This is a genomic window from Streptomyces luteolifulvus (assembly GCF_008806595.1).
In the GTDB taxonomy this organism is placed as follows: Bacteria; Actinomycetota; Actinomycetes; order Streptomycetales; family Streptomycetaceae; genus Streptomyces; species Streptomyces luteolifulvus.
Genome location: NZ_VZRB01000006.1, coordinates 134051 through 157206, shown reverse-complemented (window position 1 = coordinate 157206; position 23156 = coordinate 134051). Strand labels below are relative to the sequence as shown.

Below are 23156 nucleotides of genomic sequence, written 5' to 3'. Positions count from 1 at the left end.
GAACTGCGTTAACACGCAGGCAACTCGGCCGACCCGGTTCCGATATACGGACGCGTCAGGCTGAACAGCGTACGGCCGTGCGGGTGCCGTGAACGGGCCGGGGCGCTTGCCGCCCCGGCCCGTTGCTTTGCCAGTGCCCCGGCACTAGACCAGCCCCAGCGAACGCTTCAGGAAGTCCACCTGGAGCAGCAGCAGGTTCTCCGCCACCTGCTCCTGCGGGGTCATATGAGTCACCCCGGACAGCGGCAGCACCTCGTGCGGGCGGCCCGCCGCCAGCAGCGCGGAGGAAAGCCGCAGGGCATGGGCGACCACCACGTTGTCGTCGGCCAGGCCGTGCACGATCATCAGCGGGCGGTGGGGCGCGGCGGGCGAGGACAGGCCCTCGTCCGTGACGAGGGAGCTCTTCGCGTACGACTCCGGGTGCGCGGCCGGGTCGCCCAGATACCGCTCCGTGTAGTGCGTGTCGTACAGGCGCCAGTCCGTGACCGGGGCGCCGGCGATGCCCGCGTGGAAGACGTCGGGGCGGCGCAGTACCGCGAGGCCGGCCAGCCAGCCGCCGTAGGACCAGCCGCGGATGGCCACCCTCGACAGGTCGAGAGGGTGGGTCTCGGCCAGAGCCCGCAGGGCCTCGATCTGGTCGTCGAGGGAGACCGTGAAGTCGTGGTGGACGGCCTTCTCCCAGGCGGGTGAGCGGCCGGGGGTGCCGCGTCCGTCGGCGACGACCACCGCGAAGCCCTGGTCCGCGAACCACTGCGAGGTGAGATGCGCGTTGTGTGCGGCGACCACGCGTGGACCGTGCGGGCCGCCGTAGGGATCCATGAGGACCGGGAGGGGCGTGTCACCGGGGTAGTCCTTAGGCATAAGCACGGCGCACGGGATTCGACGTGCGCCCCCCTGGGTGAGGGTCACGCGCGGGGACAAACCGGGATCTTCGGCGTACGAGGTGATGGTGGCCGTCTGCTTGCCGTCGCGCAGCACCTGTGCCTGGGCGCCCGGCCGGTCGAGCGTGGCGGAGACCAGTACCGTCACGCCCCCGGCGCGCACCGCAGAGTGCACGCCCGGCTCCTGCGAAACGCGCTCCACACCGAGCTCGTTCACCCGGTACACATGCACCTCGCCGGTCTCCGGGTCCGCCGCGCGCTTCCCGGCCGACGCCGAGACAAGCACGTCGTCTGTCCCCACGTCCAGCAGGGCGCGGACGTGCAACTGCGGTCCCGTCAGCGGGCGTTCCCCCACCGCGAGCACCCGTGCGCCGCCCTCGTCGGCGATCCGCACGAGCTGTCCGGAGGGGCTCCAGCAGGGCACCCCGGTGAAAAGTTCCAGCCAAACCGGATCTTCGTCGGCATGCACCATCCGGGTGGCACCCGTCTCCGGGTCCACGGCCAGGAACAGCTGGCTGCGCTGATCGCGCGCCTGGACGAGCAGTAGCGGCGCACCCGCGTCCGACCAGTGCACATGTGCCAGATAAGGGAAGCGTGTCCGGTCCCAGAGGACCTCCGTGCGCACCCCGTCCAGGCCGAACACGAACAGCCGTACCTCCGCGTTCGCGGTGCCCGCCGCCGGATAGGCGACGTGTTGTGGCTCACGTTCCGGGTGGGCCGGGTCGGAGATCCACCAGCGCCGCACCGGTGTGTCGTCCACCCGTGCCACCAGCAGCCGGTCCGACTCCGGAGCCCACCAGAAGCCCCGTGACCGGCCCATCTCCTCGGCCGCGATGAACTCGGCCAGGCCATAGGTGACCCCGGTCGATTCCGGCAGGGCGACCGCCCGGTCGTCCTCGCCCTCGGCGCCCGTCACCCGCAGGGCGCCCTCGGCGATGTACGCGATGTGCCGGCCGTCGGGGGACGGGCGAGGGTCGATCACCGGGCCGGGGACGGCGAGTTCACGGGCTGTGCCCGCCCGCAGTTCGGCCGTGAAAAGCCGCCCTGACAAGGCGAAAGAGGCCAGTTCTACGGCCGTGTCGGTGGCGTAGCCGACGATGCCGGCCCCGCCCTCGCGGCTGCGCTCGCGCCGTGCCCGCTCCGCGGGCGGGAGGTGCTCCGCGGCGCCCCCCAGGAGGGCGCGCGGCTCGGCGGCCACGCGCTCCCCGCCCTCCGTCAGATCGAGCACCCACAGGGCGTTCGCCCGGTCCGTGCCCGATGAAGAGCGCAGGAACGCGACACGGGAACCGTCGGGCGCCACGGTGAACGCGCGCGGCGCTCCGAGCGTGAACCGCTGGGTACGGGCATGGCGGCGGGGGAAGGAGTCGGACGTCGTCGTCATGCCCTGACCATATTGGCCATGCGCCCCCTTGTGCGGCCGTGCGCCGACCGATGCGCGAGCGCGGATAGTTATGATCACTAGCGCATAGTGGGTATGAACCCGCTGGCTCCAGTTGTGGATTTATCTGCCCCCTGAGACCGACCCCCCCGCGTCCCTGGGACCTTTGGAGGTGAGCCGCCGTGGCACTCTCGATTTCGGCGGTGGTGCTGCTGGCGATCATCGTCTTCTTGTTGATCAAGAAGTCGGGTCTGAAGGGCGGGCATGCGGTCGTGTGCATGCTCCTCGGCTTCTACCTGGCCTCGTCGACGGTCGCCCCGACGATCAGTGAGCTGACGACGAACATCGCGGGCATGATCGGCAGCATCAAGTTCTGACCCCGCCGGGGACCGCCGCCCTGGCCTCGTAGGGTGGGCACATGACGGAACTGCCCGCCCGTCGTCTGCTGCTGGTGCACGCGCATCCGGACGACGAGTCGATCAACAACGGCGCGACCATGGCCAGGTACGCGGCCGAGGGTGCCCGGGTGACGCTCGTCACCTGCACGCTCGGCGAGCGGGGCGAGGTCATTCCGCCGCGTCTCGCCCATCTGACCGGTGCCGCCCTCGGCGCACACCGCCTGGGCGAACTCAGGGCCGCGATGGGCGAGCTCGGCGTCGAGGACTTCCGTCTGCTCGGCGGCGCGGGCCGCTACGGCGACTCGGGCATGATGGGCCTCGCCGACAACGACGATCCCGGCTGCTTCTGGCAGGCCGATCCCGACGACGCCGCGCGGCTCCTTGCGGAGGTGATCCGCGAGGTACGCCCCCAGGTCCTCGTCACCTACGACCCCGACGGCGGCTACGGCCACCCCGACCACATCCAGGCCCACCGCGTCGCGATGCGCGCCGTGGAGCTGGCCGCCGCGGACGGCTGGGAGATCCCCAAGGTCTACTGGAACCGTGTTCCGCGTTCCGTCGCCGAGGAGGGCTTCGCCCGGCTCCTGAAGGACCTGCCGGACCTTCCCTTCGGCAGGACGGCCACGCTCGACGACGTACCGGGCGTGGTGGACGACGAGCGGATCACCACCGAGATCGACGGCACCGCGCACACCGCCGCCAAGACCGCCGCCATGGGCGCGCACGCCACCCAGATCGAAGTGGCGCCCGGCAGGCCGTACTTCGTGCTCTCCAACGAACTCGCCCAGCCCGTCCTCACTACCGAGTACTACGAGTTGGTCCGCGGCGAGCGCCCCGACGGTGCCCGCGAGACCGACCTGTTCGCCGGCATCGGGGAGGCGTCATGAGCGACCGCGGCTCGATGCTCGCCCAGCCGCTGCGGCGCCCCTCCGGCGTACGGATCGCCGCCTACCTGGGGCTGTTCGTGCTCGGCGCGCTGGTCGGCGTGGCCGGGGCGCTGGTGCAGGCGGGCTGGTTCCCGGGCGGGCTGCTGCTCGCGCTCGCGGGCGAGGCCGGGCTGTGCCTCGGGGCGGCGCGGGCCGCGCGCAGCCGGGGCGGGTCCATCGCGTCCGCGGGCGGCTGGATGCTTGCCGCCATCCTGCTCACCACCAGCCGTCCGGAGGGCGACTTCGTCTTCGCCGCAGGAGTCGGCTCCTACCTCTTCCTGCTCGGAGGCATGGCCGTAGCTGTGATGTGCGCCACGCTTGGGCCGGGGCGGCAACCGGACGGAGACACCGTCCGACTTGGCAAGTGACGTACCACTTCGCCATATCTCGCGCGTGCGAGTCCGGTGCCGGTTTCCCCGGCGGTCATGGGATACGCGCCAGAGGTGGCCAGTATGGTGGTGCGCGCCGCCGAGCCGCCCGACAGAGGTCGAAACGGGCGGTGGAGCCAACCGGGAGAACCTGCCTTGAGTCGTGAAACTGACACTCCGTCCTCCGGGCCCAACGGGCGCGGCGGAGCCGCATACCCCTCGGGGACCCCGCCGTACGGAACCCCCGTGGTTTCCGAGGCCGGTGCGGACGCGGGCCGTCCGGCCGCGCAGCCGGAGGAACGCAAGACCGAGACCACGCTGACGACCCGGATCCGGATCAACATCCCCGGATCGCGGCCCATTCCGCCGGTTGTCGTCCGCAAGCCCGTCGCCGAGGCGGAGGTCTCCGCCGACGACACCACGGAGTCCGAGCCGCCGACGTCCGGTGCCGCCGCGCCCACGGGCGCCGTGGAGCCCCCCGCCGAGCCTGCGGGCACGGCCGAGGAGAAGACGAGCGACTGGTTCGCGCCCCGCAAGTCCTCTCCGGGCAAGGGAAGTCAGGGCGGCGGCGCCACCAACGGGGCCGGTACGCCCGCCGCTTCAGGGACCCCGGGCACCGCGAACGGAGCGGGCACCGCGAACGGTGTGAGCGCTCCCAAGGGTGCGGGTGCTCCCGGTGGTGCGGGTGTCACCGGCGGTGCGCGTCCGAACGCCGGCCGTCCCGGTGGCGTGGTCGGCTCGATGGGCCTGCCGGGCGGGGCCCGCTCGGGCGGCACGAACGGCGCCGGGCTCCCCGGCGCCACCGGTGGGCCCGTGGCCCCCGGACACGGCGGCGGCACCGGCTCCTTCGACGTCACCGAGGCGCTGAACGTGGTCCCGCTCGCGGGCGGCCCACGCCCCGGCACGGGCCCGGGTGCCGGCGAACCGCGCCGCGACGACCTGCCGTACTTCTCGGAGAACGGCGCAGGCGGCCAGGGCGGCATAGGTGACCAGCCCATACAGAACACCCAGAACGGCCAGAACGGATACGGCGGTCAGGGCGGCCCGAACGGCCTCGGCGGCCCGAACGGTCCCCGACCGGGGCCCGCGGGCCCGACCGGCGGCCCCGTCACGGGAGACGGCCCGCTGGCGCCGCCACCGGTCGGCGCCGGACCCAGCACACTGCCCGGCGTACCCGGCACGGTTCCCGGCGGCCCGGGCACGCCCCCCGGCGCCCCCCGCCCCGGCGGTCACGCCGCCGGCGCCCCCGGCGGCGGCCTGAGCGACGACACCGCGATCCTCACTCCGCAGAAGCCCGCCCCCGAGCCCGGTCCCGGCACCCCCGGCTACGGTGCCGCCGCGGACAACGTCTCCGGGCACACCGTCACCAGCGGCATCCCCGTCGTACCGCCGGCCGCCGCTCAGGGCACGCCGTTCGGGCCGGGCGCCCGCGGCGACGGGCCGCTGCCGCACACGCCGCCGAAGCTGCCCGAGCCGGTCTCGCAGAACGTGCCCCCGGCCGCCTCGGCCAAGAAGAAAAAGAAGGGCCGCAACAAGCTGGTGCTGCTCGGCGGCGGCGTGGTCGTCCTCGGCGGTCTCGCCTACGGCGCCGGGCTGCTGATGAACCACTCCGACGTGCCCAAGGGCACCACCGTGCTCGGCGTCGACATCGGCGGCGGCACGCGCGACGACGCGGTCAAGAAGCTCGACGACGCCTTCGGCGACCGGGTGAACAAGGCGCTGAAGCTGTCGGTCGGCGGCGACACCGTCTCGCTCAAGCCGGACCAGGCGGGGCTGCAGTTCGACACCCAGGCAACGGTCCGCGTGGCCGCGGAGAGCGACTACAACCCGGTCTCCGTCATCGGCTCGCTGTTCGGCAACCACCGGGTCGTGGAGCCGGTCATGCCGGTCGACGAGGAGAAGCTGAACGCCGAGCTGGCGGACGCCGCCGGCGGCTCCGGGTCGGTGAAGGACGGCACGATCAAGTTCGAGGCCGGGAAGGCCGTCGCCGTGTACGGCAAGGCGGGCAAGAGCATCGACGTCGACAAGTCGACCCAGGCGGTCGAGGACGCCTACCGCGCCCAGGTGGAGACCGGCACATCCGCGGCGGTACCGGTCGCGACGACCACCAAGCAGCCGGCGGTCTCGAACGCCGAGGTCGACCGGATGATGAAGAAGTTCGCGCAGCCCGCGATGTCCGCCAATGTCACGGTACAGACGGACGCCGCGCACTCGATCGCCTTCAGCCCGCAGAACTCGCTGTGGAAGTTCCTCAGGGTCACGGCCGTCGACGGCAAGCTCGTCGACGACTACGACGAGGCCGCGCTGAAGGGGCTCTACGGCCAGACCTTCGACGATGTGCTGATCACCCGGGCCAACGGCAAGAAGACGGCAGTCACCGTCGAGGACGTGTACGGCGCCCTGCGTCTGGCGCTGATGAGCAAGTCCGACCGGTCCGCGGTCATCGAAACCGACCCGAGCTGACCCGAGCGGGGCTTCGCGGGCGGCGCGGCGTGGTTGTACCGGAAGGACACCGCTGGTCTTCCGGAACATGGGCGCGGGCCCGTTCCCCCGAAGGCCGTCGGCGGCCTGATCGTCGCCCTCGGTGCGCTAGCGACCCTGCTGTGCCTCACGCTCGGCTCGTCCTGGCTCGGCCTCTACTGCTACGTCTCCGTCGCCTGCGGCGCGACCCTCCCGCTGCGGAAGGCCTACTGGGCGATCCCGGGAACCGCCGCTCTGATGCTGCTCGTCGGGCTGCACGTCGGCGAGGACCACGCCCTGAACCTGCTCGTGCTGGTGCTCCTCATCGGCTTCGCAATGAGCGGAGTCGTCCAACTCGTCCGTACGACGGTGGAGTTGCGCGAAGCCCGCGGTGCCGCCGCCCAGCTCGCCGCCAACGAGGAGCGGCTGCGCCTGGCTCTCAGTTCAACATCGCCCGCGCTGCTGACGCCTGCCGCCGCAACTTCTCCGCCGCAGGCTCGTCCACAGCAGCCACCACCTCCGCGTAGGCATCGAGCTCGGCCGCACCCCCGACGTAATCACCCCGCTGCACAAGCAACTGCGCCCGCTCATAGCGCAACCGCGCCGGATGCGAAGGCAGCAGCAGCGACAACTCCACCGCCCACAGCGACACATCCGACCGCTCGGGCCGAATCGCCGCCCACGCGCGGATGTTGTTCAGAATCCGCACGATCACCTCCAACGGCTCCGCGGGACCAAGCATCGAAGGATGCAACGGCGCCCCCGTGGCCCCGGCCACCAGCACCTCCGCGTCGGCCGCGCTGAGCACCCGCCCCCCTTCGAACGGATCGGCGAGCACCTGCTGCTCGTCCGCCCCGAACCCGACGACGAAGTGCCCCGGCAGAGCCACCCCGCACACCGGCGCCCCCGCCCTGCGCGCCACCTCGATCCACACCACCGACAACAGGATCGGCAGCCCCCTGCGCCGCACCAGCACCTGATGCAACAAAGAGGACTCAAGACGCTGATAGTCCGCGGCAGAGCCGCGAAACCCGCAGCGTTCGCCGAGCAGCTCCCGCAGCGCCACCGCCCAGGAGCGCGGCCCGCCGGGCCGGAACGGCAGCCGTCCGGCGAGCTCGTCCAGTGCGATCTGGACGGCGTCCATGCCCGCCTCGTCCAGCGCACCGTCGGCCTCCGCGCCCAGCAGCAGGCACAGCGTGGACAGGTCGGGCCGCTCGGACCGCGCCTCTTCGGCGAACCGCCTGCGCAGCTCGGCGGAGCGTTCGGGCGGCGGGGGATAGGGGGGACGCATAGCAGGCTCGTGCCCTCTCACGGCGATCGGTACCGGCCGACACCGGCATTTCCCCGGACGGCTCCGGCACTTCCCGGTTCGCGGTAGTGGTGGTACGCATGGTGCGCCGCGAAGCCCAGTCGCTCGTACAGCGCGCGCGCTCCCGCATTGTCCTCCTCGACCTGGAGCCATGCGGCCGACGCGCCCTCGTCGAGGGCCTGCCGGGCCAGCGCGGCCATCACGTCGGTGGCCAGCCCCCGCCGCCGCTGCCCCGGATCGACCTCGACCGCGGCGAAGGAGGCCCAGCGCCCGTCGACGACACACCGCCCGATCGCGGCGGGAGCCGCGCCCGGCTCGGCGCCCGGCACGGTCGCGAACCACACCGAGGGCCCTCCCCCACTCTCGGCTTCGCTCGAGCGGGGGGACCCCCCTCCCAGCACCTTCAGGGCCACCTCGCTCACCCCCTTGCGCTGGTAGCGCGCCAGCCACGCCTCGTCCGCCGTCCGCGACAGGGCGACCACGGAGGCGTCACCGGCGTCGGCTGCCGGTGCCAGGGCCCCGATCCACAGCTCGGCGCTCACCTCCCGCACCCACCCGCGCCGCTCCAGCTCCGCGCACAGCAGTTCCTGAGTGCCCTCGGCGCCGGTCGCGGTCTGGATGTAGGCGGGCAGGCCACGGTCGCTGTACCAGCGTCGTACGACGGTCAGCGCTTCGTCGAGGGGCAGGCCGGGGTCGCCGAGCGGCAGCACCGAGTTCGCCCGCCGGGTGAACCCGCCGGCGGCGCGCAGCTCCCACTCGCCCAGCCGCTCACTCTCCACGGGCCGCCAGGCGCGTGCGGCGACCCGCGCCAGCTCCTCGTACGAGGCTGACGGGCCCCGACGACGCGCCGGTGCCGCCGGCACGATCTTGCCCGCGACCAGCACGGATTCCGGAATGCGGACGCTTTCCCCGTCCTTCCGTGTGATCACCAGCACACCGCTGTCCCATGATGTGAGAACACCGACCGTGTCGGTGAACTTCTCACCCGGTGCCGCATGTTCGACCAGGGCCCGGACGGAGACCCGTTTGCCCACGTCAGCAGCGGTGATACGGACTACGAGGCGGCCACTCGCAGAGATTTCCACAGGTCGGTTCACCCCTCCTGTTCGGATCATGCCCAAGAACGGAGATACTAGGGGCGGGCATCGACGACGCCGCGCTCCCGCGCGCCAGGCGGCGGAGCCTGTGGAGGCCCGCCAGCGCCCAATCGAGGAGGAACGACAGCGTGACCTACGTCATCGCGCAGCCTTGTGTCGACGTCAAGGACAAGGCGTGCATCGAGGAGTGCCCGGTCGACTGCATCTACGAGGGCCAGCGGTCCTTGTACATCCACCCGGACGAATGCGTCGACTGCGGTGCCTGTGAGCCGGTCTGCCCGGTCGAGGCGATCTTCTACGAGGACGACGTGCCGGAGGAGTGGAAGGACTACTACAAGGCGAACGTCGAGTTCTTCGACGAGCTCGGCTCTCCCGGCGGTGCGAGCAAGCTGGGGCTGATCGAGCGCGACCACCCCCTCATCGCCGCGCTGCCGCCGCAGGCCGAGTAATCCCAAGCGGCCCGCACATCGTGCCGCCTCGGTCCCGTACGGCCGGATCGCCCTTGATCGCCGTACGGGGCCGAGGCGTTTGCCGTACGAGCACTGCCGTACGAGAAAGTGAGCCTGAACCGTGTCCGCAGTCTCCGACCGTCTCCCCACCTTCCCCTGGGACAAGCTGGTGCCGTACAAGGCGACGGCCACGGCCCACCCGGGCGGCATCGTCGACCTGTCCGTCGGCACCCCGGTCGACCCGGTTCCCGAGCTGGTCCAGAAGGCGCTGATCGCGGCCGCCGACTCGCCGGGCTATCCGACCGTCTGGGGCACGCCGGAGCTGCGCGACGCGATCACCGGCTGGGCGGAGCGCCGTCTCGGCGCCCGCGGGGTGACGCACAAGCACGTCCTGCCGATCGTCGGCTCGAAGGAACTGGTCGCCTGGCTCCCGACCCAGCTGGGCCTGGGCCCCGGCGACCGGGTCGCCTACCCGCGCCTGGCCTACCCGACGTACGAGGTCGGCGCCCGGCTCGCCCGCGCGGACTACGAGGTCTACGACGACCCCACCGGCCTGGACCCCCGGGGGCTGAGGCTCCTCTGGCTGAACTCCCCGTCGAACCCCACGGGCAAGGTCCTGTCCAAGGCGGAACTGACCCGGATCGTGGCCTGGGCCCGCGAGCACGGGGTGCTGCTCTTCTCCGACGAGTGCTACCTGGAGCTGGGCTGGTCGGCGGACCCGGTCTCGGTGCTGCACCCCGAGGTGAACGGTGGCTCCTACGAGGGCATCGTGTCCGTCCACTCGCTGTCCAAGCGCTCCAACCTGGCGGGCTACCGCGCGGCCTTCCTGGCCGGCGACCCGGCGGTCCTCGGCCCCCTGCTGGAGATCCGCAAGCACGGCGGCATGATGGCCTCGGCTCCGACCCAGGCGGCGGCGATCGCGGCCCTCGGCGACGACACGCACGTCCGCGAGCAGCGGGAACGGTACGCCGCCCGCCGTACGGCCCTGCGCGAGGCCCTGCTGAACCACGGCTTCCGCATCGAGCACAGCGAGGCCGGCCTCTATCTGTGGGCCACCAGGGACGAGCCCTGCTGGGCCACGGTCGCCCACCTCGCCGACCTGGGCATCCTGGTCGCCCCGGGCGACTTCTACGGCCCGGCAGGAGAAACCTTCGTACGCGTGGCCATCACAGCAACGGACGAACGGGTGCAGGCAGCCGTGGAGAGGCTGGCCTAGCCGCTGCTGTGGGCAGTCGTTCCGCAGGGCGGAACGGGTGGGCACGGCCTGCAGCGCCGGGCACGGTCCGAACACGGCCCACCCCTGCCCACGCAAGACATCGCCTGCACACACGGCGGCGGGGCCCAGGATGCCCTGGACCCCGCCGCCGTAGCGCTCCGCACTAGCCGACCGGCAACCCGCCCTTGCCCAGCGACCCCGCCGGCAGCGACCCCTTCGTCGCCGACTTCGCCGCATCACCGAGGACATCCCCGGCGGCCCCGGCCGCAGACCCCGCGGCCTTCTGCACCACCGGCGCGGCCTGCTTCGCGACCTTCCCACCGGTCTTGCCCGCGGTCGGCACCGCCTTCTTGACCGCCTTGCCGCCGGCGTCACTCGCGAGACCGGTGACATTCTGCGCCGCGCCGTCGGCCGTGTCGGCGACGTGCGCCCCGTCCAGGGCGGTCAGCCCACCGAGGTTCGGGGCGGCCGACAGGTCCGGCGCCGCGCTCGCGGAGCCGGCCGCACCGACCCCGGCGGCCGCACCAGCAGCGACGAGCAGCGCGGCACGGGCGATCCGGCGGGTCAGGGGGAGGGACATGTTGCTCCTTCGACGGGGAGAGAACGATGAACGGTCTGCCCGCGCCCGGCAGTTGATCGACCGAGGTTGATCGTCCGGGCTCGGACGCAGTGACTACCGCTCGAAGCCCACGAAGGTTGCGGCGCCCCCAGGTAAAGAGTTGGCAATGCGTCGCATTATCGGCTGCGGATGAATGCGGGCAAAAACACCCGGTCCGACAGTCTGCCGAATCCTTACAGCCCTGTGTGCGCAAGGCGTCCCGCGCACGCCGGGGTGACCGCACGAAAACCTGCGCACCCCGCCGCCCGAGCACCGCCCGCACCACCCCTGAGGGTGATCGCCCGCACTACTGCGCGGTCAGGATCCGGACCGCCCCCGCGTCCGACCCGGCCGCCGCCTTCGCCGGCCGCCACTGGCTGTCGGTGTTCCCGGCGGTCCACTGCCGCCCGCCGTACGTGACGCGCTGGATGTGCAGCGCGGAGGCGTTGGCCACCGCCCAGTGCGCCAGCTGCCAGCCGCGCTGCCGCAGGCTGCGGTCCGCGGGATCACCCTTGCCGCCGCCCTTGTCTCCGGTGACGGGCAGGATCACGGTCCGTCCGCCGCTCCCACTCCCGCTTTCGTCCTCGCTCGCGGAGGGTGTGGACGCCGGCGAAGGCGTCGACCCCGCGCCGCTCACCGCCGCGCCGGCCGGCTCCAGCACATCCCGTCCGAAGTCCCGTACGAGCGCGGACCGCACCGCGTCCGGTCCCGCGGCCGATGTGGCGGCCGGGCGGCCGTCGCAGGTCAGTGTGGCCGCCGAGGTGCCGGTCAGGGCGGCGGAGAGCAGCGTGGCGTCCGGCTCGTGCTTCGCGTACGCCGTCGGATAGCCGCTGCGCTGCACACGCTGTGCGGCGACCGTGAGCGGGAGCTTCGTGTAGCCGCGCACCTTGACCAGGTGCTCGTAGAAGATGTCCGCCGCGTACGTCGGGTCCATGATCTGCTTCTCCGTGCCCCAGCCCTGCGAGGGCCGCTGCTGGAACAGCCCGAGCGAGTCACGGTCACCATGGCCGATGTTGCGCAGCCCCGACTCCTGGAGCGAGGTCGCGAGCGCGATCGTGACGGCCCGCTCGGGCAGATCCCGCCCGGTGCCCACGGCCGCGATGGTCGCCGCGTTCGCCGCCTGCTCCGGGGTGAACTCGTACACGGCGTCGTCCGCTCTGCCCGACACGACCTTGCAGCCCCGCGCCCCCGTGCCTCCGGTGATGTACTGCACCGCGAGGTAACCGGCGACGGACAGCAGGACCACGAGGGCCGCCCCGAATCGGAAGAGGCGGCCGCGGCGACGCCCGGGAGAGGCGGGGGACGGCTCTGGCATCCGTACAAGGTACTGGAGAGTATGCGGCCCCGGTGCCGGTCGGGAAAGGACGGCCGTCCTCGCGGGCGTTAGGGTCGACGCCATGGCCGATACCCCGCTTGACCTCACGCTGGACGCTGCGAGGCTCACCGCGCAGCTCGTCGACTTCCCCTCGGAGAGCGGCACCGAGAAGCCGCTCGCGGATGCCATCGAGGCCGCCCTGCGCGCCCTTCCCCACCTGACGGTCGACCGGTACGGCAACAACGTCGTGGCCCGTACGAACCTGGGCCGGACCGAGCGGGTGATTCTGGCCGGGCACATCGACACGGTCCCGGTCGCGGGCAATCTGCCGTCCCGGCTGGACGAGGACGGCGTGCTCTGGGGCTGCGGCACCTGCGACATGAAGTCGGGGGTGGCGGTGCAGCTGCGCCTCGCGGCGACGGTCCCGGCCCCCAACCGCGACCTGACCTTCGTCTTCTACGACAACGAGGAGGTCGCCGCGGACCTGAACGGCCTGAAGCATGTTTCGCAGGCCCATCCGGAGTGGCTGCGGGGCGACTTCGCGGTGCTGCTGGAACCGACGGACGGTCAGGTGGAGGGCGGCTGCCAGGGCACGCTGAGGGTGTTCCTGAAGTTCAGGGGGGAGCGCGCGCACTCCGCGCGTGCGTGGATGGGCTCCAATGCGATCCACGCCGCCGCGCCGGCCCTCGCCAAGCTGGCCGCGTACGAGCCGCGCAAGCCGGTCGTCGACGGCCTTCAGTTCCATGAGGGCCTCAACGCCGTCCGTATCGAGGCGGGCGTGGCCAACAACGTCATCCCCGACGCCTGCACGCTCGTCGTCAACTTCCGCTACGCGCCGGACCGCAGCGAGGAGGAGGCCGAGGCCTTCGTACGCGAGTACTTCGCGGACTGCGGCGTGGACGAGTTCGTCGTCGACGACCACACCGGCGGTGCCCGCCCCGGGCTGACCCACCCGGCCGCGGCGGCCTTCATGGCCTCCGTCGGCGGCGAGGCCCGCCCCAAGTTCGGCTGGACCGACGTCGCCCGCTTCAGCGCGCTGGGGGTGCCGGCGGTGAACTACGGCCCCGGAGCTCAACTCCTGGCCCACAAAGTGGACGAACGGGTCAAAGCGTCCCTCGTCCCCGAGGCGGAGGAGCGGCTGAGGGCCTGGCTGACGGCCTGACGGCGGGGATGTGCCCGCCGCCGCTCCATGGCGGACACACGGGCGTCCCCCCTGCGTAACCGGCGTAGATCTACGCTGAGGTGGAAAGACCCGCGAGCGGAGGGAGCGCACATGGCTACCGGGGACCCCGAGGGCAAGAAGCGGCCACCGGAGGAGCAGCGCCTGGGACCGGTCCTTCGCAGGCGCGGCCAGGTGCAGGCGAGCACGACGGACCAGCGGCTGCTGGACGCGGGCGGCCCGACGGACTGGGTCCACACGGACCCCTGGCGGGTGCTGCGGATCCAGTCGGAGTTCATCGAGGGTTTCGGCACCCTCGCCGAACTCCCGGCCGCGATCAGCGTGTTCGGCTCGGCGCGTACGCCGGTGGACTCGCCCGAGTACGACGCGGGCGTGCGCCTCGGCCGGGGCCTGGTGCAGGCCGGCTTCGCCGTGATCACCGGCGGCGGGCCCGGGGCCATGGAGGCGGCCAACAAGGGTGCGTGCGAGGCGAAGGGCATCTCGGTCGGCCTGGGTATCGAGCTCCCCTTCGAGCAGGGCCTGAACCCTTACGTCGACATCGGCCTCAACTTCCGCTACTTCTTTGTGCGGAAAATGATGTTTGTGAAGTACGCGCAAGGGTTTGTCGTACTTCCTGGCGGTCTGGGCACTCTCGACGAACTCTTCGAGGCCCTCACCCTGGTCCAGACCCAGAAGGTCACCCGCTTCCCCATCGTCCTCTTCGGCAGCGCGTACTGGGGCGGCCTGATCGACTGGCTCAGCAACACGCTCGTGGCCCAGGGCAAGGCCTCGGAGAAGGACCTGCTCCTGTTCCACGTCACGGACGATGTGGACGAAGCCGTGGCGCTGGTGTCGAAGGAGGCGGGCCGCTGAGGCCGTCCTCTCTCTCCCCCAAGGGGCCGGCTCCCGGAATTACGCCAGCCCCCGGCGGGCCACCGCCGGCGGGCGGCGGCCCGCGATCGACGCCACCATGTCCAGCACCTGCCGCGTCTCCGCCACCTCGTGCACCCGGTACACCTGCGCCCCGAGCCACGCGGACACCGCGGTCGTCGCCAGCGTCCCGACGACTCGCTCCTTCACGGGCCGGTCCAGCGTCTCGCCGACGAAGTCCTTGTTGGACAGGGACACCAGCACCGGCCAGCCGGTCGCCACCATCTCGTCCAGCCGCCGCGTCGCCTCCAGGCTGTGCCGGGTGTTCTTCCCGAAGTCGTGTCCGGGGTCGATCAGCACCGACTCCCGGGGCACGCCCAGCGAAACCGCCCGCTCGGCCAGGCCCAGGGTCACCCTCAGGATGTCGGCCATGACGTCGTCGTACGTCACCCGGTGCGGCCGCGTCCTGGGCTCGGCGCCCCCGGCGTGCGTGCACACCAGGCCCGCTCCGTACCGCGCGGCGACCTCCGCGAGACGTGGATCGACGCCGCCCCACGCGTCGTTCAGCAGATCCGCGCCCGCCTCGCACACGGCCTCGCCGACCTCGTGCCGCCAGGTGTCCACGCTGATGACGACCTCGGGGAAGCGCCGCCGCACCTCCGCCACGAACCCGACCGTCCGCCGCGCCTCCTCCTCGGCGCTCACCTCGTCGCCCGGGCCGGCCTTGACCCCGCCGATGTCGATGATGGCCGCGCCCTCCGCCACCGCCTGCTCCACGCGCGCGAGGGCGGGCTCGTCGCGGAAGGTCGCGCCCTGGTCGTAGAAGGAGTCCGGGGTACGGTTCACGATCGCCATGATCACCGGCTCATGCGCCTCGAACGCGCGTCCGCCCAGCCTGAGCATCCCCTGTGACCTCTCCTAGTACGACCTGCGCAAGGCCGGTTCCTCGGCCGCCTGCGACCCTAACTGTCAGACTCGCATGGCACGATCGGAGCCTGACAGTTTCGACTCCGACACATCCGACCGGTGGGGACCTCAGCGATGGTTATGTTCTTGTTCCTGGTCGTCGCGCTCGCCGTGGTCGTCGCCGCGGTGACGCTCGCCGTGGTGGGCGGCGGCGACGGCGACGGCCCGCTGCCGGAGGCCGCCCCCGAGCGGCTTCAGGACCCCTTGCCGCCGGACCGCCCGCTGGACCGCGAGGACATCGACAGGCTGCGCTTCCCGCTCGCCGCCCGCGGCTACCGCATGGCGGACGTCGACGACGCCCTCAGCCGCCTCGGCGCCGAACTCGCCGAGCGCGACGCCCGCATCGCCGACCTGGAGTCCGCGCTGGCCGGCGCGCAGGCCGCACCCCATGTCTCCATGGAGAAGCCCGCCCCCGAGGACCGGCAGTGGCGCCCCCAGGGGGAGCAGCAGTGAGCGACGGCGCCGCCCTCGCCGGTCCGGACGGCGCGCTGCGCTGCCCCTGGGCCCTGTCCACCGCGGAGTATGTGACCTACCACGACGAGGAGTGGGGCCGCCCGGTCCACGGCGACGACGCGCTCTTCGAGCGCCTCAGCCTGGAGGCCTTCCAGTCCGGCCTGTCCTGGATCACGATCCTGCGCCGCCGCCCGGGCTTCCGCGCCGCCTTCGCCGACTTCGAGATCGCCAAGGTCGCCGCCTTCACGGACGACGACCGCGAGCGCCTGCTCACCGATGCCGGCATCATCCGCAATCGAGCCAAGATCGACGCAACGCTCGCCAACGCGCGCGTGCTGGCCGACTGGGCGCCGGGCGAACTGGACGAGCTGATCTGGTCCCACGCACCCACCACGGGACCGGCCCCGAAGACCCTCGCGGACATCCCGGCGGTCACCCCCGAGTCGACGACCCTGTCCAAGGCCCTCAAGAAGCGGGGCCTGCGCTTCGTCGGCCCGACGACGGCATACGCACTGATGCAGGCGTGCGGACTGGTGGACGACCACCTGGATGCGTGCGTGGCGAGAAGCGCCCTTTAGGGGCGCGGGGCTGTGTCGATCTGCGGTTCCGCCGTATGGGCGCGGCCGGCCACGACGGACCCGCAGCCCCCGACGACGCCTCCGCCCCCGACTCAGCGGCCCAAATACTTCGGCTTCTCCTTGTTGACGAAGGCCTGAACCGCGATCGCGTGGTCCTCGGACGCCCCCGCCCGAGTCTGCAGCTCGTCCTCCTTCGCCAGCGTCTCCTCCAGGGAGTGCGACATCCCGAACGCCATCGCCTCCTTGATCGCCCCGTACGCCACCGTCGGCCCCTCGGCCAGCGTCCGTGCCACCTTCTCCGCCTCGCCGTGCAGCTCGGCGGCCGGCACGAGCCGGCTCGCGATCCCCAGCTCGTACGCCTCCTGCGCCTTGATGCTCCGCGGGAACATCAGCAGGTCGGCGGCGCGCCCGGGCCCCACGACCCGCGGCAGCGTCCAGGAGATCCCGGAGTCCGCGCTCAGCGCGACCCCCGCGAACGACGTGTTGAAGGCCGCCGTGTCCGCCACCACCCGGTAGTCCGCGGCCAGCGCGAAGCCGAAGCCGGCCCCCGCCGCGACCCCGTTCACCCCGGCCACCACGGGCTTCCGCATCTCCGTCAGCGCCTTCGCGATCGGGTTGTAGTGCTCCCGCACCGTGGTCATCGTCTGGCCCGTGCCGGCCTCCCGGTCGGCGGCCAGCAGCCCGATGTGCTCCTTGAGGTCCTGCCCGACGCAGAACGCCCGCTCGCCGGCGGCGGTCAGCAGTACCGCCCGTACGGCGTCGTCGGCCGCAGCGGACTGGACCGCGTCCCGGAGGGCGACCTTGGCGGCGACGTTCAGCGCGTTCATCGCCTCGGGGCGGTTCAGCGTGATCGTTGCGAGCCCGTCGCGCACCTCGTAGAGCACGGTGTCGGCCATGGCGTATCCCCTCCGGTGTCGCGGCTCGGCGTACCAGTCGGTACGTCCCTGTCTCCGAAGGACAGCATGGCGGAGATCACCGGCGGCGGACCGGACCGTACGTGTGACCTGCGTCAAAGAATTCCGGACTCCATCCGGCCGGCGGAAGTCGTCGCGGTCGCGCAGTATCGCAGTCACATCGCCGAATTGGGTGGTTTTGCTCGCGTGCGTTGCCCAAGCGATGCCGACTGATGTTGGTCATCGGGTCCTGAGATGCGGGATAATGGCTTGGAAGCAATGTGTTCGATGCCGGTGTCGCGCGTCCCCGCAGGACTCGCGTGCCCACCAGGGCCGTCGGCTTTGACGATGAGCTGGTTTCAGGAAGGGGAACGAGCATGGCGGCCATGAAGCCGCGGACGGGCGACGGCCCGCTCGAGGTGACCAAGGAGGGGCGGGGCATCGTCATGCGCGTTCCGCTCGAAGGCGGCGGTCGGCTCGTCGTCGAGCTGACCCCTGACGAGGCCGACGCGCTCGGCGACGCCCTCAAGAAGGTCGTCGGCTGACGCGGAAGCGACCATACCCTTTCGGTGACCCCGGCATCCCCCGTGGAATGCCGGGGTCGCTGTCTGTCGCCGCCCCTCACCGCTCCGTCAGCGCTTGACCGCGCACAGCAGCCCGTCGCCCACCGGCAGCAGGGACGGCACCAGATCCTGGCTCTCGCGCACCGTGCGCAGCAGTTCCCGCAGCCGGAGTACTTCCGTGGGCTGCGGCCCCGAGCCCACCGTGCGGCCATTGGCGAAGACGCCCTCGAAGACGACCAGGCCACCGGCGCGCAGCAGGCGCAACGATTCAGCGAGATAGTCGAGGAACTCCAGGCGGTCGCCGTCGCAGAACACCAGGTCGTAGCCCGCGTCCGCGAGCCGGGGCAGGACGTCCAGGGCGCGGCCCGGGATGAAGCGGGCCCGGTTGCTGGCGAAACCGGACGCGCGGAACGCCTGACGGGCGAACTGCTGGTGCTCCGGCTCCGGATCCACCGTGGTCAGCACCCCGTCCGGCCGCATGCCGTGCAGCAGATGGATGCCGGAGACGCCGGTGCCGGTGCCGATCTCCGCGACCGCCTTCGCGTCCACGGAGGCGGCCAGCAACCGCAGCGCGGCGCCCGTGCCGGGCGACACCGAGCGCAGCCCTGCCTCACGGGCCCGGTCACGGGCCCAGCGCAGCGCTTCGTCCTCGGCGACATAGGCGTCGGCGAACGCCCAGCTCGTCTGCCGGTTGCCGGTAATGACCCTCTCCTGTCCCCGTGGTTGCCTGGGCGTGACTGTATCCGTTGCTGCCGGGAACCCGCTGATGGGACCGGGCGTTTAGAAGGGTGGAAGACGACACGGGCGGACACGGTTGGATCACGATGACGAGCAAGGGCTCCTGCAAGTGCTGACGCAGCCGCACGAGCCGTATCAGCACAGATCAAATTCTCGTAAAACCGCTTATCCGGAGCTAACGGGCGAGGTGGCTATGGTAGGGGCTCCACTGGACACCACCAGAGCCGACAGGGGAGGTGCGGCTGCGCCTGTGGATCGGGGAGGAGTGCTCCGGCGCTTCCTCGGATCGGCGGGCAGGCCGAAATCCGTGAACGACACCGCTGCTGACCACCGTCACGCCGCTGACGCCCAGACCGCGACTTTCACGACCGACGCGGACGGGCCGGCGTGGACTCCTCCCACCTGGGAGGAGATCGTCAGCACGCACAGCGCCCGGGTCTACCGGCTCGCCTACCGGCTGACCGGCAACCAGCACGACGCGGAGGACCTCACCCAGGAGGTCTTCGTCCGGGTCTTCCGCTCCCTGTCGACGTACTCTCCGGGCACCTTCGAGGGCTGGCTGCACCGCATCACCACCAACCTCTTCCTGGACATGGTCCGCCGCAAGCAGCGCATCCGCTTCGACGCCCTCGGCGAGGACGCGGCCGAGCGCCTGGCCAGCCGCGAGCCCTCCCCGCAGCAGGTCTTCAACGACGCGCACTTCGACGCGGACGTCCAGCAGGCCCTCGACACCCTCGCCCCGGAGTTCCGGGCCGCGGTCGTCCTGTGTGACATCGAGGGGCTGTCGTACGAGGAGATCGCCGCGACCCTGGGCGTCAAGCTCGGCACCGTCCGGTCCCGTATCCACCGCGGCCGCTCCCAGCTGCGCAAGGCCCTCGCGCACCGTTCGCCGGAAGCCCGAGCGGAGCGCCGCTCCTTCATGGCCCGGGTACCCGCTCTGGGAGGAGGGGGCGCGACCGCGTGAGTGGCACACGACCGAATCCCGCAGAGAGGCTCCTGGCCGAGACGCATCTGGGAGACCGGCTTTCCGCCCTGGTGGACGGCGAGCTCGGTCATGACTCACGCGACCGCGTCCTCGCACACCTGGCCACCTGCCCCAAGTGCAAGGCCGAGGCCGACGCTCAGCGCCGACTGAAGAACGTCTTCGCGGAGGCGGCCCCACCCCCGCCCTCCGAGAGCTTCCTGGCGCGCCTTCAGGGGCTCCCCGCAGGGGGTGATCCCGCCGGCGGCGATACGCCGCTGGGCGGGGAAGGCTTCGACGGACTGTCCGGACGCCCCGGGGCCGACGGCGCCCTGGGAGTCTTCGGGCTGAAGCGCGGCGACCGCTTCGAGTTCGGCTACGTCCCCGTCCGGTCGCACGGCTCCGTCCTGCCGGCCGCCGCCTCGGCGGACCCCGGCTTCCGCATCCATGACGTCAGCCGTCACGAGGCGGAGCGGTCGGCCTCGCGCGGCCTGCGTTTCGCGTTCGTCGCCGCCGGGGCCGTGTCCCTGGCCGCGATCGCACTGGGCGGTGTCACGACGGGCGCGACCGTCGACCCGGCCGCGGACTCACGCGGCGGCACGGGCGCCGGAAGCAACATGACCCCGGCCCGCCCCCAGGGCACAGGAGCGGCCACCGCACCCGAGAACCAGCGCCGCCGAGGTGCCGGCCCGCTGCTCGCACAGGGACAGGGCCAGCGGTCCTCCCGCGACACCCCGGTGGCCCCGACCGAGGTGTCCGCACCGGTGCTGCCCGGGATCTCTGCCACCGGCGGGGCCCGGGCCGACAAGGCGGTGCACACGCTGACGACGCCGGTGGTGGCCGGGGCTGCCGCCATGTCCCCATTGATACGTCCGCTCGCCACCTCACCGCTCAGCCTCACCTCGTGGTCCGCACCGGACCTCCCGGCCCCCGGTCTGTTCGCCCCACCCGTCCAAGACGCGACCTCCTCTCCTTCCTCCCCTCCCTCCTCCGCGTCCTCCCGCTGACCGGCCTCTGCGCGGCGGTCCGCGAACCTGGTTGAATCCCAGGGAAGTCGACGAATCGCGGTCACCGCCGATGAGTTGTGCCGTGCCGTGGCCAGCTGTGGGGAGAGCATGAACGAGGGGAAGCCCACGAAGGTGAAGTGGTGGAGCCGTCCTCGGCCGCAGGACCCCCCGGGGCCGGCGGAGGGTGCGGCACCTGCGCCGGACGTGGTGACGCCGGGCGGGGCTGCCGAACTGTCGCCGGGCACTGCATTGCCTGACACCGGGGAACGGCCGCGGGCCGACGGCGACGACGGCCATGACGACGGCGACTACGAACTCGAGCGACCGAAACCGGCACAACCGGCACAACTGGCGGAAGCGGCACAACCGGCGGAAGCGGTGCCGCTGCCTGCCCACTCCACCGGGGCACTGCGCGGCGAGGCTCCCGTGGAGCGGCGGGCCACGCCCGCCACGCCCACTGCCGAGCGCCCCGCGCCCCTGCACGCCCCCGACCCCTACAGCACCCCGCCGTACGGCCGGCCGGGCCCCTGGGCGCCCGCTCCGCCAGTACAGCACCCGGCGGCCACACCCCCTCAGGGCACGGCGCTGCCGCCGCCGCAGGCACCGGCTCCGCCCCCGTCGCCCCTCAGCACCCCGTGGCAGAACTACGACCCCTGGGCCCCCGTCCCCGCCCCCCTCCAGCAGAACGGGGCGGCCGTCGCCACCCGGGACCAGCGGCGGGGGCGGGTCAGAAAGGCGCTCATCGGCGGGGCCGTGCTGCTCGCGCTCGTCTCCGGGGGCGTCGGCGGGATCACCGGGGCGTATCTGGAGCGCAACGGCGGACTCGGGGACGTGGAGCTGCCGCAGGCCGGCGCGGAGCCCATCGGTCGCGCTCCGGACAGCGTGGCCGGCATCGCGGCCCGGGCGCTGCCCAGCGTGGTGACCCTGCATGTCTCCGGCACCGCGGAGTCGGGCACCGGCACCGGCTTCGTCCTCGACGACCGGGGCCACATCCTCACCAACAACCATGTCGTGGAGCCCGCCGGCGCCGACGGCGACATATCGGTGACCTTCCACAGCGGGGACACGGCCAAGGCCACGGTGGTCGGCCGGGACAGCGGCTACGACCTCGCCGTCGTCAAGGTCACCGGCGTCACCGGCCTCAAGCCCATGACGCTCGGCAACTCCGACAACGTCCAGGTCGGCGACCCCGTCGTCGCCATCGGCGCCCCCTTCGACCTGGAGGGCACCGTCACCTCCGGCATCATCAGCGCCAAACAGCGGCCGATCACCGCCGGAGGCGACAGCGACGGCAGCGACGTCTCGTACGTGGACGCGCTGCAGACCGACGCCCCGATCAACCCGGGCAACTCCGGCGGACCCCTCCTCGATGCCCAGGCCCGGGTCATCGGCATCAACTCCGCCATCCGCTCCGCCGCGGGCGGCTCGGACCCGGACAGCGGGCAGGCCGGTTCCATCGGGCTCGGCTTCGCCATCCCCGTCAACCAGGCCAGACGTGTCGCCGAGGAGCTGATCAACACCGGCAGGGCGACCCACCCGGTCATCGGTGTCACCCTCGACATGGACTACACGGGCGACGGCGCGCGCGTGGGCACGAAGGGCGGGGACGGCGGCCCCGCGGTCACCGAGGGCGGCCCCGGCGACAAGGCCGGGATCGAGCCCGGCGACGTGATCACCGAGGTCGACGGCCGCCGTGTCCACTCGGGCGAGGAGCTGATCGTCAAGACCCGCGCCCACCGCCCGGGCGACCGGCTGGAGCTGACCCTGGAGCGCGACGGCAAGGAGAGGAAGATCTCGCTGGTGCTCGGTTCCTCCGACGGAAACCGGTGAATCACTCCACGTTCACAGCGGGGCCGCTTCGACCGCCGAGCACCCGGTCCCACAAGGCGAACAACCGGGAAATCCCGCCGCGGACGCGCACTCGGAGCGCTCGGGACAGTACCGGTCGTAGGCGATCGCCGGGTACCGTGGAGGCGGCCCGGACCACGGACGACAGCACAGACCACCGAGGGCCGAGGACCGAGGACATCGCAAGGAGCTTCAGGTGTTCAATGACATAGGACCGCTCGAGGTTGTCACGCTCGTCGTCCTCGCCGTGCTCGTCTTCGGTCCGGACAAGCTCCCGAAGGTCATCCAGGACGTGATGCGGACGGTGCGCAAGATCCGCGAGTTCTCGGAGAGCGCCAAGCACGACATCCGGCAGGAACTCGGCCCGGAGTACAAGGACTTCGAGTTCGAGGACCTCAACCCCAAGACGTTCATCCGCAAGCAGCTGGACAACGACGAGCTGGGGCTCAAGGAGATCCGCAACGGCTTCGACCTGAAGAAGGAGATGGCCGAGGTCACGGACGCGGTCCACGCGCGCGACACCGACTCGTCCTCGTCCACCTCTTCGTCTTCTTCGTCGTCTTCTTCGTCCTCCTCCTCGTCCCCCGGCGGCGGTCCGAACATGACCAAGAAGCCCGAAAGCGGCGACGACCGCCCGCCCTTCGACGCGGACGCCACCTGAACCACGGTCACTCACCCGGTGTGACGTGACGCGTTTCATACTCCGGCCGGAGCCTCCTACGGCC

24 protein-coding genes and 1 pseudogene are annotated in these 23156 nt (G+C 71.9%); 17 read left to right on the top strand and 8 right to left on the bottom strand.

Going from position 1 to position 23156, the window contains the following annotated elements:
* Positions 1–144: 144 nt before the first annotated feature.
* Positions 145–2262 (bottom strand): S9 family peptidase, encoded by a 2118-nt coding sequence (locus tag F7R91_RS11230; protein WP_150947168.1) that lies wholly within the window; start codon positions 2260–2262, stop codon positions 145–147.
* 179 nt (positions 2263–2441) lie between these two features.
* Here F7R91_RS11230 and F7R91_RS11225 point away from each other — a divergent pair, with 179 nt between their 5' ends.
* From F7R91_RS11225 to F7R91_RS42625, 5 genes and pseudogenes are all read left to right on the top strand, one after another.
* Positions 2442–2636 carry a hypothetical protein gene (locus tag F7R91_RS11225; RefSeq protein ID WP_150947166.1) on the top strand — a complete coding sequence of 65 codons (195 nt, stop codon included), beginning with the start codon at positions 2442–2444 and terminating at the stop codon, positions 2634–2636.
* 41 nt (positions 2637–2677) lie between these two features.
* Complete coding sequence (mshB, locus tag F7R91_RS11220; protein ID WP_150947164.1) at positions 2678–3544, top strand: N-acetyl-1-D-myo-inositol-2-amino-2-deoxy-alpha-D-glucopyranoside deacetylase; 867 nt, start codon at positions 2678–2680, stop codon at positions 3542–3544.
* Positions 3541–3951 carry a DUF6113 family protein gene (locus tag F7R91_RS11215; protein WP_150947162.1) on the top strand — a complete coding sequence of 137 codons (411 nt, stop codon included), beginning with the start codon at positions 3541–3543 and terminating at the stop codon, positions 3949–3951. Before mshB ends, F7R91_RS11215 begins: the two co-directional genes overlap by 4 nt.
* A 156-nt stretch (positions 3952–4107) precedes the next feature.
* The gene (locus F7R91_RS11205; protein ID WP_191971438.1) at positions 4108–6414 is read left to right on the top strand and encodes a hypothetical protein; all 2307 of its coding nucleotides are present in this window, start codon (positions 4108–4110) and stop codon (positions 6412–6414) included.
* 52 nt (positions 6415–6466) lie between these two features.
* Positions 6467–6849, top strand: a pseudogene (locus tag F7R91_RS42625) (sensor histidine kinase); the annotation flags it as partial.
* Between the two features lies 1 nt (position 6850).
* On the opposite strand, the gene F7R91_RS11195 reads toward F7R91_RS42625, so the two are convergent.
* Both F7R91_RS11195 and F7R91_RS11190 read right to left on the bottom strand, forming a co-directional pair.
* Complete coding sequence (locus F7R91_RS11195; protein WP_150947156.1) at positions 6851–7702, bottom strand: transglutaminase family protein; 852 nt, start codon at positions 7700–7702, stop codon at positions 6851–6853.
* Between the two features lie 17 nt (positions 7703–7719).
* Complete coding sequence (locus tag F7R91_RS11190; RefSeq protein ID WP_150947154.1) at positions 7720–8805, bottom strand: GNAT family N-acetyltransferase; 1086 nt, start codon at positions 8803–8805, stop codon at positions 7720–7722.
* Positions 8806–8945: 140 nt separating this feature from the next.
* Here F7R91_RS11190 and fdxA point away from each other — a divergent pair, with 140 nt between their 5' ends.
* Positions 8946–9266 (top strand): ferredoxin, encoded by a 321-nt coding sequence (fdxA, locus tag F7R91_RS11185; protein WP_150947152.1) that lies wholly within the window; start codon positions 8946–8948, stop codon positions 9264–9266.
* A gap of 121 nt (positions 9267–9387) precedes the next feature.
* Positions 9388–10482 carry a bifunctional succinyldiaminopimelate transaminase/glutamate-prephenate aminotransferase gene (locus F7R91_RS11180; protein ID WP_150947150.1) on the top strand — a complete coding sequence of 365 codons (1095 nt, stop codon included), beginning with the start codon at positions 9388–9390 and terminating at the stop codon, positions 10480–10482.
* 163 nt (positions 10483–10645) lie between these two features.
* On the opposite strand, the gene F7R91_RS11175 is transcribed toward F7R91_RS11180, so the two are convergent.
* Both F7R91_RS11175 and F7R91_RS11170 read right to left on the bottom strand, forming a co-directional pair.
* Positions 10646–11062 (bottom strand): ATP-binding protein, encoded by a 417-nt coding sequence (locus F7R91_RS11175; RefSeq protein WP_150947148.1) that lies wholly within the window; start codon positions 11060–11062, stop codon positions 10646–10648.
* Between the two features lie 325 nt (positions 11063–11387).
* A complete protein-coding gene (locus F7R91_RS11170) occupies positions 11388–12395 on the bottom strand; it encodes a heavy metal transporter (protein WP_150947146.1) in 1008 nt (335 codons plus the stop codon).
* Between the two features lie 82 nt (positions 12396–12477).
* On the opposite strand from F7R91_RS11170, the gene dapE reads away from it, so the two are divergent.
* Together dapE and F7R91_RS11160 are read left to right on the top strand one after the other, a co-directional pair.
* Positions 12478–13557, top strand: coding sequence for a succinyl-diaminopimelate desuccinylase (gene dapE / locus F7R91_RS11165; protein ID WP_150947145.1), 1080 nt, complete (start codon positions 12478–12480; stop codon positions 13555–13557).
* Between the two features lie 111 nt (positions 13558–13668).
* Complete coding sequence (locus F7R91_RS11160; RefSeq protein WP_150947142.1) at positions 13669–14427, top strand: LOG family protein; 759 nt, start codon at positions 13669–13671, stop codon at positions 14425–14427.
* Positions 14428–14466: 39 nt separating this feature from the next.
* Here the strand turns inward: F7R91_RS11160 and folP are convergent, their stop codons facing one another.
* Positions 14467–15327 carry a dihydropteroate synthase gene (gene folP / locus F7R91_RS11155; protein ID WP_150947140.1) on the bottom strand — a complete coding sequence of 287 codons (861 nt, stop codon included), beginning with the start codon at positions 15325–15327 and terminating at the stop codon, positions 14467–14469.
* A 144-nt stretch (positions 15328–15471) separates the two neighbouring features.
* Between folP and F7R91_RS11150 the strand changes: the two genes are divergently transcribed.
* Together F7R91_RS11150 and F7R91_RS11145 are read left to right on the top strand one after the other, a co-directional pair.
* Positions 15472–15843, top strand: coding sequence for a DivIVA domain-containing protein (locus tag F7R91_RS11150; RefSeq protein WP_150947500.1), 372 nt, complete (start codon positions 15472–15474; stop codon positions 15841–15843).
* A complete protein-coding gene (locus tag F7R91_RS11145; RefSeq protein WP_150947139.1) occupies positions 15840–16421 on the top strand; it encodes a DNA-3-methyladenine glycosylase I in 582 nt (193 codons plus the stop codon). The genes F7R91_RS11150 and F7R91_RS11145 overlap by 4 nt, the downstream gene beginning before the upstream one ends.
* Before the next feature lie 92 nt (positions 16422–16513).
* Here F7R91_RS11145 and chcB read toward each other — a convergent pair whose 3' ends face one another.
* Positions 16514–17317 (bottom strand): 2-cyclohexenylcarbonyl CoA isomerase, encoded by an 804-nt coding sequence (chcB, locus tag F7R91_RS11140; RefSeq protein ID WP_150947137.1) that lies wholly within the window; start codon positions 17315–17317, stop codon positions 16514–16516.
* Positions 17318–17383: 66 nt separating this feature from the next.
* On the opposite strand from chcB, the gene F7R91_RS41955 reads away from it, so the two are divergent.
* Together F7R91_RS41955 and F7R91_RS11135 are read left to right on the top strand one after the other, a co-directional pair.
* Positions 17384–17548 carry a hypothetical protein gene (locus F7R91_RS41955; protein ID WP_161066389.1) on the top strand — a complete coding sequence of 55 codons (165 nt, stop codon included), beginning with the start codon at positions 17384–17386 and terminating at the stop codon, positions 17546–17548.
* Positions 17549–17691: 143 nt separating this feature from the next.
* Complete coding sequence (locus F7R91_RS11135) at positions 17692–17859, top strand: DUF3117 domain-containing protein (RefSeq protein ID WP_003966491.1); 168 nt, start codon at positions 17692–17694, stop codon at positions 17857–17859.
* A gap of 87 nt (positions 17860–17946) precedes the next feature.
* On the opposite strand, the gene F7R91_RS11130 is transcribed toward F7R91_RS11135, so the two are convergent.
* The gene (locus F7R91_RS11130) at positions 17947–18645 is read right to left on the bottom strand and encodes an O-methyltransferase (protein WP_150947133.1); all 699 of its coding nucleotides are present in this window, start codon (positions 18643–18645) and stop codon (positions 17947–17949) included.
* A gap of 235 nt (positions 18646–18880) precedes the next feature.
* Here F7R91_RS11130 and sigE point away from each other — a divergent pair, with 235 nt between their 5' ends.
* The 4 genes from sigE to F7R91_RS11110 all read left to right on the top strand — a co-directional run bounded on the left by sigE (position 18881) and on the right by F7R91_RS11110 (position 23092).
* Positions 18881–19579 carry an RNA polymerase sigma factor SigE gene (gene sigE / locus F7R91_RS11125; protein WP_150947131.1) on the top strand — a complete coding sequence of 233 codons (699 nt, stop codon included), beginning with the start codon at positions 18881–18883 and terminating at the stop codon, positions 19577–19579.
* Positions 19576–20583 (top strand): anti-sigma factor family protein, encoded by a 1008-nt coding sequence (locus F7R91_RS11120; RefSeq protein WP_150947129.1) that lies wholly within the window; start codon positions 19576–19578, stop codon positions 20581–20583. The genes sigE and F7R91_RS11120 overlap by 4 nt, the downstream gene beginning before the upstream one ends.
* Before the next feature lie 108 nt (positions 20584–20691).
* Positions 20692–22413 carry a trypsin-like peptidase domain-containing protein gene (locus tag F7R91_RS11115; RefSeq protein ID WP_150947127.1) on the top strand — a complete coding sequence of 574 codons (1722 nt, stop codon included), beginning with the start codon at positions 20692–20694 and terminating at the stop codon, positions 22411–22413.
* 214 nt (positions 22414–22627) lie between these two features.
* Positions 22628–23092 carry a sec-independent translocase gene (locus F7R91_RS11110; protein WP_150947125.1) on the top strand — a complete coding sequence of 155 codons (465 nt, stop codon included), beginning with the start codon at positions 22628–22630 and terminating at the stop codon, positions 23090–23092.
* The last annotated feature ends 64 nt before the right edge of the window (positions 23093–23156 follow it).

Coding starts and splice junctions, on each gene's coding strand:
- mshB (WP_150947164.1), top strand. CDS start 2,678: ATGACGGAACTGCCCGCCCGTCGTCTGCTGCTGGTGCACGCGCATCCG.
- chcB (WP_150947137.1), bottom strand. CDS start 17,317: ATGGCCGACACCGTGCTCTACGAGGTGCGCGACGGGCTCGCAACGATC.
- F7R91_RS11160 (WP_150947142.1), top strand. CDS start 13,669: ATGGCTACCGGGGACCCCGAGGGCAAGAAGCGGCCACCGGAGGAGCAG.
- F7R91_RS11215 (WP_150947162.1), top strand. CDS start 3,541: ATGAGCGACCGCGGCTCGATGCTCGCCCAGCCGCTGCGGCGCCCCTCC.
- F7R91_RS41955 (WP_161066389.1), top strand. CDS start 17,384: ATGGCGGAGATCACCGGCGGCGGACCGGACCGTACGTGTGACCTGCGT.
- F7R91_RS11175 (WP_150947148.1), bottom strand. CDS start 11,062: ATGTCCCTCCCCCTGACCCGCCGGATCGCCCGTGCCGCGCTGCTCGTC.
- F7R91_RS11135 (WP_003966491.1), top strand. CDS start 17,692: ATGGCGGCCATGAAGCCGCGGACGGGCGACGGCCCGCTCGAGGTGACC.
- F7R91_RS11195 (WP_150947156.1), bottom strand. CDS start 7,702: ATGCGTCCCCCCTATCCCCCGCCGCCCGAACGCTCCGCCGAGCTGCGC.
- F7R91_RS11170 (WP_150947146.1), bottom strand. CDS start 12,395: ATGCCAGAGCCGTCCCCCGCCTCTCCCGGGCGTCGCCGCGGCCGCCTC.
- folP (WP_150947140.1), bottom strand. CDS start 15,327: ATGCTCAGGCTGGGCGGACGCGCGTTCGAGGCGCATGAGCCGGTGATC.
- F7R91_RS11230 (WP_150947168.1), bottom strand. CDS start 2,262: ATGACGACGACGTCCGACTCCTTCCCCCGCCGCCATGCCCGTACCCAG.
- F7R91_RS11150 (WP_150947500.1), top strand. CDS start 15,472: ATGTTCTTGTTCCTGGTCGTCGCGCTCGCCGTGGTCGTCGCCGCGGTG.
- F7R91_RS11115 (WP_150947127.1), top strand. CDS start 20,692: ATGAACGAGGGGAAGCCCACGAAGGTGAAGTGGTGGAGCCGTCCTCGG.
- dapE (WP_150947145.1), top strand. CDS start 12,478: ATGGCCGATACCCCGCTTGACCTCACGCTGGACGCTGCGAGGCTCACC.